The sequence below is a fragment of the Corynebacterium minutissimum genome, from assembly GCF_000805675.1.
GTDB classification, from domain to species: Bacteria; Actinomycetota; Actinomycetes; order Mycobacteriales; family Mycobacteriaceae; genus Corynebacterium; species Corynebacterium minutissimum.
The window spans coordinates 1-13,533 of the sequence record NZ_JSEF01000019.1 but is presented as its reverse complement, the minus strand read 5'-3'; the positions used below and the strand labels follow the sequence as shown (position 1 = coordinate 13,533).

Sequence of the window (13,533 nt, the reverse complement as noted above, 5' to 3'; positions counted from 1 at the left end):
CCACATGCCTGTTTTAGCTGCTCAATTCGCCATAGCGTGCCACCAGCTGTGGTAGCGCCTCCCGGAAAGGCGGAATCAGCTCCAACGCTTCTACCTGGTCGAACGGTACCCACCGCAGCTCGGCGGATTCTTCATTGGGAATAGTGTGCAAGCGCTGGCCTGTCACCGTACGCGCCAACACCGTGGTGTAGGTCCACCCACCAGCGAAGGGTCCCGCGGTGACGATGGATTCGAGGACCTCCACGTCCGCCGCAGCCACGCCCGTTTCCTCCTCGGTCTCACGCAGCGCAGCCTGTTCGGCAGTTTCCGGCTTATCGCGCGCTCCGCCCGGGATTCCCCACGTCCCACCGTTGTTGGTCCACGTGGCGCGATGCTGCAGCAGCACCTCGTTGCCCGCTACGAGGAAAAGTCCCGCTGCCCCGAATTTGCCCCACACGGGAACCCCGCCCGGACCTTCGGCCCATCCGTCGCCGGAAATTTCTGGGTTTACGTGTGCACACATGCCTCCAATCTATACCCACTTTGAGGTCAAGGGCGCTATCCTAAGGGAATGACCGGCCCGGCCACCGAACTGCGCGAGCACTCCCCCGAATCGTGGGGCGATCATTGGCTCGATGATGTCACTGAACCTGCCGCGCCCGCGTTTAGCCGCCCCACACAGCTGGCCATGAGCTCCTTCGCCGGCCCGGCGCGCCTGGTCCGGCGCCTCTACAGCTTCGCCGCCACGACCCCGGGCAAACTATTCACCCTCACGCTCATCCTCACTGTGGCCCTAGCCGCAGCAGGGTTTTCCATGTCCTCCTCGTCGGCTGCGCGCCACGATGATCTCGATGCCCTGCTGACCTCCACGGAGCCCATGTCGAATGCGGCCCACCACCTCTACACCAACCTTTCCCTAGCGGATACGGTGGCCACCACCGGCTTCGTCCAAGCCGGCGTGGAGCCGGTAGGCAACCGCGAGCGCTACAACGAGGCCATCGACGCCGCCGCGGTAGCCGCAACCCAATCCGTCGTGGGCTCCTCGGCCGATGATGAACGCGTGCGCGAGCTCGTCACCTTCATCCAGCGTGAGCTGCCCGTCTACACCGCCCTCGTGGAGAAAGCTCGTGTCAACCACCGCGCGGGCAACGCCGTGGCGAACTCGTACATGTCGAATGCCTCAGCACTCATGCGTACGCGCATTCTGCCTGCCGCCGCGGAGCTCTTCACCCTAACCTCGGAAAAGGTCACCCATCAGCAGCAGCGCCTCACCCGCCCGCAGTGGGTACCGCTCTCCGGCCTTGTGGCCGCGCTCATCTTCTTGGGCTTGGCGCAGTGGTGGCTGTGGCGCCTCACCCGTCGCCGCCTAAACCGCGGGTTCGTGCTGGCCACGAGCCTGCTCTTCATCGCCCTCGTGTGGGCTTCCGCTGCGAACTTTGCCACGTGGGCCTCGGGCCACCAGGGATTCGAGACAGTCTCGCGCCCCTGGGATTCCCTCACCGCCTCCCGGATCGAAGCCCAGCAGATGCGCACCTCTGAGACTCTCGCGCTGGTCCTGCGTTCCTCCCAGGAAGATATGTCCGTGCACTTCAATTCCACGGTCTATTCCGTCAACCATGCGCTGCGAGATTATGAGCAAGCGCTGGGCGAGGACTCGAACCCCGCTCTTATCCCCCAAGCGCAGCGAGCAGTGGAAGACTGGGCCGTCACCCACGAGGCCTTCATGGACAGCCTCTCCACGGGTAACTACGACACCGCTGTGTATCAAGCCACAGCCATCGACCCGGATGGGGAACCGACCGCCGCGAGTGCCTTCAACGCCGTGGACAATTCGCTGGCGCTCCTTATCGACGAAGCCCGCGAATCCATGCGCGAGTACCTCATGCAGGGCCTCAACGCCATGACCTTGGTGTCCACCGGTGTCTCACTGGCCACGTTCGGCGCCATCATCGCGGTGTGGCTGGGCATTCGTCCACGTCTGCAGGAGTACCTCTAATGAAACGCCTGTGCTTTGCGACGATCCCGTTGGTTACCCTCTCCCTCAGCCTCAGTGCCTGCGAATCAACCCACACCACTGCCCCCACACCGGTACTGTCCACGAGCGCAGATACCCATTCCACGCCCGGCCCACCACTGCCGGAAGATGCCATTATCGAGCCTGCCGGCGCGGGCGAAGCCGACACGGAGAGCGAGGCCGAGCCTTATGGCTCCTACCGTCCGGACGATAAAACGCCCAAGGAACGCGTGCCGGAGATCATCAAACGCGGCCGTCTCATCGTGGGCGTGGACCGTTCGAATAACCTGCTGAGCTACCGCGACACCGCCACTAGTGAACTTCGCGGCTTTGAGGTGGACATCGCTCGCGAAATCGCCCGCGACATTTTCGGGGATCCCTCCAAGGTGGATTTCCGCTTCGTGGAAGCCTCCGACCGCGCCAAGGCCCTCAATGACCGCCAGGTGGACATGGTCATTCGCACAATGACGATTAGCCCGCAGCGCCAGCGCGAAGTCGCCTTCTCCATCCCCTATATGAAAACGGATGCCCGCTTGCTCGTGCTCAAGAACTCCGGTATTCATTCCGTGGCGGATACCGCCGGTCTCACTCTGTGCGCGGCGAAGGGCTCGACCATGGTCAATGCCATCCGCAAGCACGCGCCGAAAGCCGATATTTTGGAGACCCGCGCCTGGGGCGATTGCCTCATGTCCTTGCAGCTTGGTCAAACCGACGGCATCGTGGTCGATGATGCATTGCTCTCCGGCATGCTGGCCCAAGACTCCTACACAGAAATCGTCGGCGATGCCTTGGAGACCCAGAGCTATGGCGTGGCCGTGCGCAAGCCCGATGCGTCCTATGATTCCCGCCCACTTATCCGGCAGGTCAATTCCACTCTGGAGCGCATCCGCTCGGACGGCACGTGGCTGAAGCTCTTCTACTCCTGGTTGGGCGACTACATGGAGCGCCCCACGCTCCCCGAGCCGAAGTACCTCAACGAAACTCCGCCCGCCACCGAGGACGCATCCGCAAAGGAGGCACGCCCATGAGCCACCGTTTCACCGAGGATGAGCTCGACCACCTCACCCCTGAGGACCACGATCCGGACCCTCAGCCCACGGCTGCCCACAACGACATCAATGACGCGACGGAAGCCGTCCCCTTCGATCCCTTCGCCGACGACGAAGACGGAGAAGAGGCCGAAGGGAACAGCTCAGGCTTCACCAGCACCGACGGCGCGCAAAGCCCCCACAGCAACCTCACCGACGCACACGATGCCACCGCCGCCGTGCCCTACGATCCTTTCGCTGACGACGAAGACGAGGACGAGGACGGCAACCTTGTTTTCCCTTCGTCTTCCCAGTCTGGCTCGGGCGACACTCCGACCAGCCAGGTATCTCGCGGCGTTCAGCCAGGCGACCCCAAACAAGGCAAGACCACACCAGGCAACGGCGAAATCGTTGATTCCGATAACATCGCCGCCCTCATCGAGGAACTGGGCCAGCTGCGTGACCGCCGCAAGGCCGAAGATCCCTCCCACGCATCGCGCCGCCGCGCTATTGACACCTTCCGCCAGCGCCGCACCACCAAGCGCACCGACCGCGAGGTAGCCGACGGCATGGCCACGCTGCCCTTCGTGGTACCCGGCAACCCGCAGGATGCCCTTATTGACCCCGAAGATTCACCACGCATTGCACCGCCGCAGCTGAAGCCCGGGGACATGGTGGCTGAGCAGTACGAAATCCTCGGCGTCCTCGCGCACGGCGGCCTGGGCTGGATTTACCTGGCCAACGACCACTTTGTCTCCGGACGCATCGTCGTGCTCAAGGGCATGCAGGCCGAGAACTCCGCCGAGCAAACCGCCACGGCGGAATCGGAGCGCGAGTTCCTGGCGGATATTACCCACCCGAATATCGTCAAGATTTTTAACTTCATCGATGATGCCCGCGTGCCCGGCGGCTTCATCGTCATGGAATACGTCGGCGGCCCCTCCCTCAAGAACCGCCGCAACCACCAGGAGGATGACGTCTTCCCGGTCGACACGGCGATTGCCTACATCCTGGAGATCCTCCCTGCCTTGGATTACCTGCACGCCCGCGGGGTGGTCTACAACGACCTCAAGCCCTCCAACATCATCGTCACCGAGGACCAGGTCAAACTCATTGACCTGGGCGCTGTCTCCGGCATCGGCGCCTTTGGCCACATCTACGGCACGCAAGGTTTCCAGGCCCCGGAGATTGCCACCAAGGGCCCGTCGGTAGCCAGCGATATTTACACCATCGGCCGCACTCTCGCCTGCTTGGTGCTCAAGCTTCCGGTGGAAGATGGCGTGTACAAGCCGGGCCTTCCCTCCCCCACCGAGGAGCCGCTCCTGCGCCGCTACCTCTCCTTCTACCGCCTGTTGCTGCGCGCCACGGACCCGGATCCGGACAAGCGTTTCCGTTCCGTGTCTGAGCTGCGTGATCAGCTCTTCGGCGTGCTGCGCGAGGTCATTGCTCTCCGCGATGGCATCCAGCACCCGGCCCAGCACTCGGTCTTTTCCCCACAACGTACGACCTTCGGCACCAAGCACTTGGTCTTCCGCACGGACCAGCTTATCGACGGCATCGACCGCACCGTCCGCATCACCGCCCCCGAGGTCGTCTCCGCACTTCCTGCCCCGCTCATCATCCGTTCCGACGTCGGTGCCTCCCTCCTCCAGGGTTCTTCCTACACCGAGCCACAGGAAGCCCTAGAAACCCTCCGCCAGGCCATGCAAACTCCTGAGTACGAGGAGTCCGCGGAAATCCCCCTCGGCGTGGTGCGCGCCATGATTGACCTCGGCTACATCGGCCAGGCCCGCGAATGGCTGGCCTCCATCAAAGACCGCCTCGACAACGATTGGCGCTTCCATTGGTACTCCGGCGTGGCGGAACTGCTCCTGGATAAGTACCGCGATGCCCAAGCCCATTTCGCCTACGTTCTCGACATCCTGCCTGGTGAAGCCGCGCCTAAGCTGGCCATTGGCGCAGTCAATGAACTGATTCTCCAACAGTTAGGATATTCAGAAGCAGCGCTTATCGATGCCTCCGTGGCCCGCGCCTGCGCCAACCTCACCACCTCGTTGGCGGATCTCCCGAATGAGGCTTTTGAGGACCAACCCGGTATCTGGGACCACGTCACCGACGATCCTGCTCATCTGCGATTCAACTCGATGCGTCTCTACGGCATCGTGTGGGCTACCAACCCCACGACGGTCTCCTCTGCCTTCGGCCTGGCCCGCCAGCTGCGTGCCGAACATCAAGTGGAGCTGGCCGTGGCCACACTGGATAAAGTGCCGAACGCCTCGCGCCACCACCGCATGGCGCGCCTTACCACGATTTTGCAGCTCATCGTCCACGACCTGTCCGAGTCCCGCATCCGCCGCGCCGCCCGCCGCTTGGAGGAGATTCCGCAGAACGAGCCACGCTTCCTACAAATCAAGATCGCCGTCATCTCGGCCGCCCTCACCTTCCTACGTGACGCCGACCTCGATGCCGCAGCTTCCCCCAACGACCTCTTCGAGTTCCCCTTTACCCAACGCGGCCTGCGCTATGGCCTCGCCGATACCCTGCGCGCGCTGGCCCGTCAGGCCCCCTTTTCCCGCCACCGCTACGCGCTGGTGGACCTCGCCAACAAGGTCCGTCCAGTGACCCTCTTCTAGCCCTGCCTTACCCCAGCCAAAAGATCCACAAACGGCCCGCCAACGGCGGGCCGCAGTGAAGGCTGTTCGAATAGGGAACTAATAGAGATCTAGTAGAGGCCAGCCTCCCGGGCCATGGCCGCAATGCCCGCGGACTTCTGGGCAATCGCCAGTTCCTCGTTCGTCGGAACAACGAAGACCTTGACCTGCGACTCAGCCGTCGAAATCATGCGCGGCTCCTTGGAGCGCACCAAGTTCGCTTCCTTATCGAAGTCAATGCCGTACATGTCAAGGTTGTACAGCGAATCCTGGCGAACCTCGGTGTCGTTTTCGCCCACACCGGCGGTGAAGGTGATGGCATCCACGCGGCCGAGCGCAATCATGTAGGAACCAATGAAACGGCGCAGCTGGTGGATGTAGATGTTGTAGGCCAGCCACGCATCCTGGTCCTCGTTGTTAATGCGCTCACGCAGCACGCGGAAGTCATTAACGCCCGCAATGCCCTTCACACCGGACTGCTTGTTGAGCAGGTTGTCAATCTCATCGATGGACATACCCGCCTGACGCGAAAGGTGGAAAATGATACCCGGGTCGATGTCACCGGAACGAGTGCCCATGGCCAAACCAGCCAGCGGGGTCAGACCCATCGAGGTATCAATCGGGCGGCCGTTGCGAATAGCCGCGGCAGATGCACCATTGCCCAAGTGCAACGTGATCTGGTGGGTATGCTCCGGGTCGCGGCCGAGCAGCTTCGGCACCTGCTGTGACACGAACTCGTGGGAGGTGCCGTGGAAGCCGTAGCGGCGGATGTCGTACTGCGAGGCCACATCATTGTTGATGGCGTAGAGCGCTGCAGCCGGCGGCATGCCGTTGAAGAAGGCCGTATCGAAGACCGCCACGTGCGGAATATCCGGCAGCAGCTTACGGGCCACACGGATGCCGTCCAAGTTGGCTGGGTTGTGCAGCGGGGCGAGCGGGATAAGGTCCTCAATCATGGACTCGATCTGGTCCACGATGAGCTGCGGCTCACTGAACAGGCGGCCGCCATGGACAACACGGTGGCCAACTGCGATGACCTCCACGTCCGTGGGACCCACGCCGTGCTCGTGCATGATGCTGAAAGCGCGGTCGAGGCCGAAGGAGTGGGTAGGAATCTCCAGCTCTTCCTTGTACTCCTCGCCACCGGTCTTCACGGTGACGGCTCCCTGCGGCTCACCAACCTGCTCAACCAGGCCGGACACCAACGGAGTATCAGTAGCCGAGCTATTCGGATCAACCAGCTGGAACTTGACGGAGGAGGAACCGGAGTTCAGAACGAGTACGTAGGCCATTTACTTCACCCCTGCCTGAATAGCGGTGATAGCTACCGTGTTGATGATGTCGGGAACAGTCGCACCACGGGACAGGTCGTTGACCGGCTTGTTAAGGCCCTGCAGAATCGGGCCCACAGCAAGGGCACCACCGGTGCGCTGTGCGGTCTTGTAGCCAATGTTGCCTGCCTCCAGGTCCGGGAAAACAAAGACCGTAGCCTGACCAGCCACCGGGGACTCCGGCGCCTTCTTGGCAGCCACACCTGGGTCACAGGCAGCATCAAACTGCAACGGACCGTCCACGGCCACGGAGGAATCGATACCCTTGGCCACCTCGACTGCCTGCACCACCTTTTCGACGTCCGGGCCAGCACCAGAAGTACCGGTGGAGTAGGACAGCAGCGCCACGCGTGGATCAAGACCGAACTGTGCGGCGGTCTGAGCCGAGACGATGGCAATCTCACCGAGCTGTTCCGGCGTCGGGTTCGGGTTCACGGCGCAGTCACCGAAGGCCCACAGGCGTCCCGGCATGACCATGAGGAAGATGGAGGAAACTACAGAGGCCTCTGGCTTGGTCTTAATGATCTGGAAGGAAGGCTTGATGGTGTGTGCGGTGGTGTGTGCCGCACCGGAGACCATGCCATCAGCCAGGCCCTTGTGCACCATCATCGTGGCGAAATAAGAGACGTCTTTCATGGTCTCGCGCGCCTGCTCCAGCGTCACGCCCTTCTTCTTACGCAGCTCCGCAAAGTCCGCGGCGAATTCCTCTGCCAGCGGGGACTCCAGGTGGTTGATGATGTCCACGCCGGACAGGTCAATCCCGAGTTCCTGGGCACGCTTCTCGACGTTCCCATCACCCAAAATCGTCAGCTTCGCCACCTTGCCCTTGATGAGCTCACCGGCAGCTTCAAGAATGCGGTCGTCCTCACCTTCCGGCAGGACGATGTGGGCGCCAACCTCACGAGCCTGGTCTAGAAGCTGCTTCTGGAAAAGCTCCGCAGACATATAGGGCTCGATGTCATCCAGCGAAGAAATCGCACCGGGAACAGAGGAGACATCAGTCAGCGCACCCACGACAGTGGCACCGACCGAGCGCGCGTGATCAAGTGCCAGCTCAGCGGTACGGGCAGGGGCATTGGAGATGAGCACGAACGGCAGGCCCAGGGCAGCAGCAGCCTTGGCGTCGAAATCCATGACGCCAGTGCCCTGGAGAACTAGGTCGCCCTCCGGGGCGTTTTCGAGGACTTGGCTGAGCTCTGTACCCAAGTCATCGACTTTGGCGAAGGTGGCGCCGAGTTCCTGCGCCACAGACTCAACGCCCAAGTCATCGAAGCCGCGCCCGATGACGCTGATGAATGCGGATTTACGTGAGGACGTGATGGGCATATGAAACCTTTCTCTACAGGGAAGGCGTGTACCCCCGCTCACACACAGGGCACACAGTGACACTTTCACAGTACGGGAACATGACCGTCCTCGCCGCACCCCGCCAACACCCTCAACGCATCTACCCTGCACAACAGCACACCCATTAGAAGAAAGTGTGCTATTACACAAAGACTTGTCCCCCGTGAGGTGCTCGGAGTAGTCTCCTAATCAGGATTGTTACTTCGGGCAAGACCTAGGCTCCCCACTCGTAGCCGCGTGGGGATGGTTCGCTATGAACCATTATGGCCTAGGTCTTTTGTGGTTTTCACAGGCCCTTAACTTGCGAAAGGATTCTCATGTCGACCCAAACTCGCTCGGCAGCCGAGGCCATCCTGGATGGCATCGGCGGAGCGGAGAACATCACCTCTCTTACGCACTGCGCTACGCGCCTGCGCTTTGAGCTGGCTGATGCCTCCAAGGCAGATAAACAAGCACTCGAAGCCATCCCCAAGGTCATGGGTGCCGTGCCGCAGGGCGGCCGCAATTACCAGGTAGTCATTGGTGGCGACGTAGCCACGGTCTATGACCAGATCAAGGCTCTTCCTCAGATGAAGAACCGTAGCCAGTCCAGCGGCCAGTCCAACGATGACGTCAAGGCCGCCGCCCGCGCCAAGTCCAAGGGCAAGCTGCCGTGGATGGACGCCTTCTTCGAATACCTCTCTGACTCCTTCCGCCCGATTCTGGGCGTGCTGCTGGGTGCTTCCCTCATCATCGCCTTCGCGTCGGTACTCGATGCTTTCGAAGTCGTGGATTTCCGTTCCCCGGATAAGCCGGCTTCCTGGTTCTTCGTGGACGCCATGTGGCGCTCCGTCTTCTTCTTCCTGCCGGTCATGGTGGCCTACAACGCCGGTAAGAAGCTCCGCATCGACCCGTGGGTCCCAGCCACTGTCATGGCAGCGCTCTTTACCCCGGAGTTCCTCAACCTTTCGGAAAACCCCGCGGTCCAGTGCGTCACTAACGACACTCTCGGTGCCGAGCAGTGCTCCATCCCCATCTTCGGCATGACCATGCAGTTGCAGGACTACGGCGGAAACGTCTTCGTCCCGCTCATCATGGCGGCCGTCGCGGCATTGTTCTACAAGGGCTTCCAGAAGATCATCCCGTCCGCGGTCCACATGGTCTTCGTCCCGTTCCTGACCCTGCTCTTCGTCATCCCGTTGACCGCCTTCATCATTGGCCCATTCGGTGTGTGGGCCGGTAACGGCATTGGCGCGGGTCTGTCCTGGATGAACGACCACGTCCCGTTCGTCTTCGCCCTGGCCATCCCAATGCTCTACCCGTTCCTCGTCCCGCTGGGCCTGCACTGGCCGCTCAACGCCCTCATGCTGGTCAACATCCAGACCTTGGGCTACGACTTCATCCAGGGCCCGATGGGCGCATGGAACTTCGCCTGCTTCGGCGCCACCGCGGGCGTTCTGGCTCTGTCCATCCGTGATCGCGACACCGTGATGCGCCAGACCTCCGCTTCTGCTCTCCTGGCCGGTCTGCTGGGTGGTATTTCTGAGCCTTCCCTCTACGGTATTCACTTGCGCTACAAGAGGATTTACCCGCGCATGCTCGTGGGCTGCTTCGCCGGTGGTCTCACCGTGGCGCTGCTGACGCTGGGCACGAACGGCATCACGACGAATGCCTTCGTCTTTACCTCCGTCCTGACCATCCCGGTCTTTACCCCGATGGCTAAGTACGCCATCTCCATCGCCGTGGCCTTCACCGTCGCCTTCCTGCTCATCTTCTTTACCGACTACCGCACCCCGGAGGAGCGCGCTGAGGCCAAGGCCGCACGCGAGGCCGCCGAGCGCGGTGAGGCCAACGGCACCGTCAATACGGATGACGCCGTGCTTGGCGACGCCCCCGCACACACTGCAGGCACCGCTGCTGCTGGCGCCGGTGCTGGCGCTGCCACTGCAACCGCCACCAAGGCAGACGCCTCGGCTCGGGCTGCTGAGCCAGCCGCTGGCACCACCACCGACATTGCCTCCCCGGCCGCCGGTGAAGTCGTCCCGATGTCTGACATCGACGACCCCGTCTTCTCCGCCGGCACGCTCGGTGACGGCGTGGGCATCCTCCCTGAGAACAACGACGTCTACTCCCCCGTATCCGGCACCGTGGTGAGCGCTATGAAGTCCGGCCACGCCTACGGCATCAAGACCGAGGACGGCGTGGAGGTTCTCGTCCACATCGGTGTCAACACCGTGAAGATGAAGGGCGAGGGTTTCACCCCGGCTGTCAAGAAGGGCGACACCGTGAAGAAGGGTGAGCTGCTGGCTACCGTTGACTTCGACAAGGTCCGTGAGGCCGGCTACGACACCACCATCGTTCTGGCTGTCACCAACACCAAGGCTCTGGCTGCCGTGACCCCAGCTGGCCTGAAGCACGCCACTGCGGGCGATACCGTTATCACCACCACCCGCTAGGACACTTCAGACAAACCCTGACTAAGCTGGCTCGATGTTCCACCATCGTGGCCGGCTTTGTCATATCCGGACCAAGTCCATTCCACGGACCAGTCGCAGGCTTTTTCAGCCTTCCTCACACTACAGAAAGGTGCCTTGTGCAACTCTTGCGCGTGTTCAACAACAACGTCGTGCTCGCACGGCGTGGTGAGGAGGAGGTCATCGTCACCGGCCGCGGCATTGGCTTCCAAGCCCAGCCCGGCACCCCGGTGGACCCAGACAAGGTCGTCAAGGTCTTTGTTCCGGATTCCGGTCGCGACCCGGATCACCTCGCCGCGATGGTTGCCGGTATTCCCGGCGAATACGTGCAACTCGTCATTGACGCTATGCATTCAGTCGACATGCCGGAAGCACTGCGCAGCAAGCTCACGCTCGTCGTTGCACTAGCAGATCACATCCACGGCGCAGTCTCCCGCGGTCATACCGTTTCCTACCCCCTAGAGGCAGAAGTCCGCCACCTTTATGCCGAGGACTTCACCCTCGCCCAACAGCTTCTTACCGCCATTAACGATGGCCTCCAGAAGCCACTAGACCACGATGAAGCCGTTGCGATTACTCTCCATCTGGTTAACGCCGGCTTCGCCGTCGGCGACTTGTCGGGTACATACCGCATGACGGGCCTTATCCAGCAGATCCTGGCAGTCATTGGCTCCCACAACGGCACTGAGCTCAATAGCGAGGATATCTCCGTCGCGCGCTTCATTACGCACCTGCGTTATCTCTTCGTGCGCATGGCGGAGCACAAGCAGCTCGATTCCGACGACCGCCAAGTCGCCACCGCTATTTCTGCCCGGTACCCCGATGCCGGCGAGACCGCCCAGATTGTCTCCAACCTCATTGAGCTCCGCCTCGACGACACGCTAACCCCCGATGAGGTCTCCTATTTAGCACTGCACATTGCGCGCTTGAAGGAGGCCTCCGTCTAGGCCATTCACCGGCTTAGACGGCTACGACAGCTAAGCCGCCGGGACTTCAGCGGGTGCCTCAGCTGGTGCTTCAACCGGCGCCTCAGCCGGTGCTTCAGCGCCCTCTTCGGCAGGCGCTGCTACTGGTTCTGCAACAGTAATGATGTTGTCCTCATAACCCAACTGACCACCAACAAATTTTCCGCCACAGGTAATCAGCACCAGACGGTTCTCGCCGTCCGTGTCATTGATAACGTCCGGGAAACCAGAGCCCTTAGGCAAACGATATGGTGCCTCCGTCACGCGGAATCTGCGCTCTTCGCCGTCAATGAACACGGCGAACTCCTGTCCCTGCTCCAGCGTGGTGAACTTCTCTGCGAAGCCAGTTCCCTGGCCCTGGTAGTTAATGTGGCCGGTAATCACACTGGATCCCACCGGGCCAGGCTCACCCGGTACTGCCGAGGCCGAGTACCAACCCAACCTCGACACATCGCGTGGCGGAATGAGCATTCCGGTATCAGTGACCTGAATCGGATCCACCGCTGCAAACTCCTCGTTGATGCCCAGAGACATCGCACCGAAATCACGGAATTCACCCGGGGCAGCATCAATCTCTTGGTCCTGCTCGCCAGAATCATCCACAAAGGGATCATTATTCGTCGTTGGCGCGGCTTCCTCGGTGGCCGAGGCAACCGTCGACGACTCCCCCGCATCACCAGCGGCATCATCGTCACCATTGCGGCCGAAATACACCACCAACTGGACGATCACCAGAACAATAGCAATCAGCGCCAAAATGGCCCAGAGTGCTTTCTTACCGCCCTTCTTCTCACCGTCTTCCGGCTTTCTGTGCGCACCACCAGATGGCACCGCCGCCGACGACGATGTCGACGCGGTTTCCGATTCCGCACCAGAGCCCTGCGCGGGGTACTCCGGGGTACCGTTTAGCTCTTCCGAATCAGCCATAACTTCCTAACTCCTCTATTAACACCTGCAGTCAACCGCACCAAGCAGCTGACAGCGCGCTTCTAACACACTTCAGTAATAATTTTTCTAATTAAACAATAGATGACAAATCCCCTCCAGCGTTCACTATGAACCCTGGAGGGGACTGCCCTACACAAGTTCTGCCCCTACCAATCCCAGCCCATCTGGGCTAGGGACTGGCGGATGAGGCGGACTACTTGATGAAGTCCTTCATGCCAGGCTCAAGCTTGGTCGCACCCGACGGTACGTGCTTGATCTCGACACGCTCAGCGTTGGACGGCAGCGGCATGCCAGCGTCCTCCGGCGGGGTAGCGTCCAGGACCGTGATCTCGCGGTCATCGCGACCGGTGTTTTCACCAGTCTGCTCGGACGGCTCACCAGCGTTGTCGCCGGTGGACTCACCATGGTCACCGCCACGGCCGTTGTCCTCGATGACCTCAGAGGTGCCCTTGCCACCATCGTGGTCGCCACCATTGCCACCGTTGCCACCGTCGATGATGAGCTTGATGAGGCCCAGACCCGGGATGAGCAGCAGCCACCACGGCAGGTCAGACTTCTTCGAGCTGCCATCGTTGTCGTCCTTGTCATTACCGTCGCCCTTATCCGGGGTCTCGGTCGTGGACTCAGACGGCTCGTCACCCGGCTTATTCGGGGTGGTCTCCTCGCCCGGCTCGTTCGGAGTGGTCTCCTCGCCTGGGTTGTTCGGGGTCGTCTCCTCACCCGGCTGGTTCGGAGTGGTCTCCTCACCCGGCTGGTTCGGGGTCGTCTCCTCACCCGGCTTACCCGGAGTGGTAGATTCGCCCGGCTTATTCGGAGT

Annotated in this window: 9 protein-coding genes and 1 pseudogene; 5 read left to right on the top strand and 5 right to left on the bottom strand. The window is 61.6% G+C overall.

Annotated features, from left to right (window positions below; all coding sequences use genetic code 11):
* Nucleotides 1–13 precede the first annotated feature (13 nt).
* Complete coding sequence (locus NX84_RS11745) at nucleotides 14–502, bottom strand: NUDIX domain-containing protein (protein ID WP_039676807.1); 489 nt, start codon at nucleotides 500–502, stop codon at nucleotides 14–16.
* A gap of 48 nt (nucleotides 503–550) precedes the next feature.
* Between NX84_RS11745 and NX84_RS11740 the strand changes: the two genes are divergently transcribed.
* From NX84_RS11740 to NX84_RS11730, 3 genes are read left to right on the top strand one after another with little or no spacing between them, the layout of a single operon-like run.
* Nucleotides 551–1,975, top strand: a complete 1,425-nt coding sequence (locus tag NX84_RS11740; RefSeq protein WP_039676805.1) for a hypothetical protein — start codon at nucleotides 551–553, stop codon at nucleotides 1,973–1,975.
* The gene (locus NX84_RS11735; RefSeq protein WP_039676804.1) at nucleotides 1,975–3,021 is read left to right on the top strand and encodes a glutamate ABC transporter substrate-binding protein; all 1,047 of its coding nucleotides are present in this window, start codon (nucleotides 1,975–1,977) and stop codon (nucleotides 3,019–3,021) included. Before NX84_RS11740 ends, NX84_RS11735 begins: the two co-directional genes overlap by 1 nt.
* Complete coding sequence (locus NX84_RS11730; RefSeq protein ID WP_039676803.1) at nucleotides 3,018–5,654, top strand: serine/threonine protein kinase; 2,637 nt, start codon at nucleotides 3,018–3,020, stop codon at nucleotides 5,652–5,654. Before NX84_RS11735 ends, NX84_RS11730 begins: the two co-directional genes overlap by 4 nt.
* An 89-nt stretch (nucleotides 5,655–5,743) precedes the next feature.
* On the opposite strand, the gene NX84_RS11725 is transcribed toward NX84_RS11730, so the two are convergent.
* Together NX84_RS11725 and pta are read right to left on the bottom strand one after the other, a co-directional pair.
* Entirely contained in the window at nucleotides 5,744–6,964 is a 1,221-nt protein-coding gene (locus NX84_RS11725) for an acetate kinase (RefSeq protein ID WP_039676802.1), read from the bottom strand.
* On the bottom strand, nucleotides 6,965–8,329 hold the full coding sequence (pta, locus tag NX84_RS11720; RefSeq protein WP_039676801.1) for a phosphate acetyltransferase: 1,365 nt from the start codon (nucleotides 8,327–8,329) through the stop codon (nucleotides 6,965–6,967).
* A 338-nt stretch (nucleotides 8,330–8,667) separates the two neighbouring features.
* On the opposite strand from pta, the gene NX84_RS11715 reads away from it, so the two are divergent.
* Together NX84_RS11715 and NX84_RS11710 are read left to right on the top strand one after the other, a co-directional pair.
* A complete protein-coding gene (locus NX84_RS11715) occupies nucleotides 8,668–10,785 on the top strand; it encodes a glucose PTS transporter subunit IIA (RefSeq protein ID WP_039676799.1) in 2,118 nt (705 codons plus the stop codon).
* A gap of 137 nt (nucleotides 10,786–10,922) precedes the next feature.
* Nucleotides 10,923–11,750, top strand: a complete 828-nt coding sequence (locus tag NX84_RS11710) for a PRD domain-containing protein (RefSeq protein WP_039676796.1) — start codon at nucleotides 10,923–10,925, stop codon at nucleotides 11,748–11,750.
* Nucleotides 11,751–11,780: 30 nt separating this feature from the next.
* On the opposite strand, the gene NX84_RS11705 is transcribed toward NX84_RS11710, so the two are convergent.
* Both NX84_RS11705 and NX84_RS13030 read right to left on the bottom strand, forming a co-directional pair.
* Complete coding sequence (locus NX84_RS11705) at nucleotides 11,781–12,695, bottom strand: class F sortase (RefSeq protein ID WP_039676794.1); 915 nt, start codon at nucleotides 12,693–12,695, stop codon at nucleotides 11,781–11,783.
* Nucleotides 12,696–12,909: 214 nt separating this feature from the next.
* A pseudogene (locus NX84_RS13030) lies at nucleotides 12,910–13,533 on the bottom strand (hypothetical protein); the annotation flags it as partial.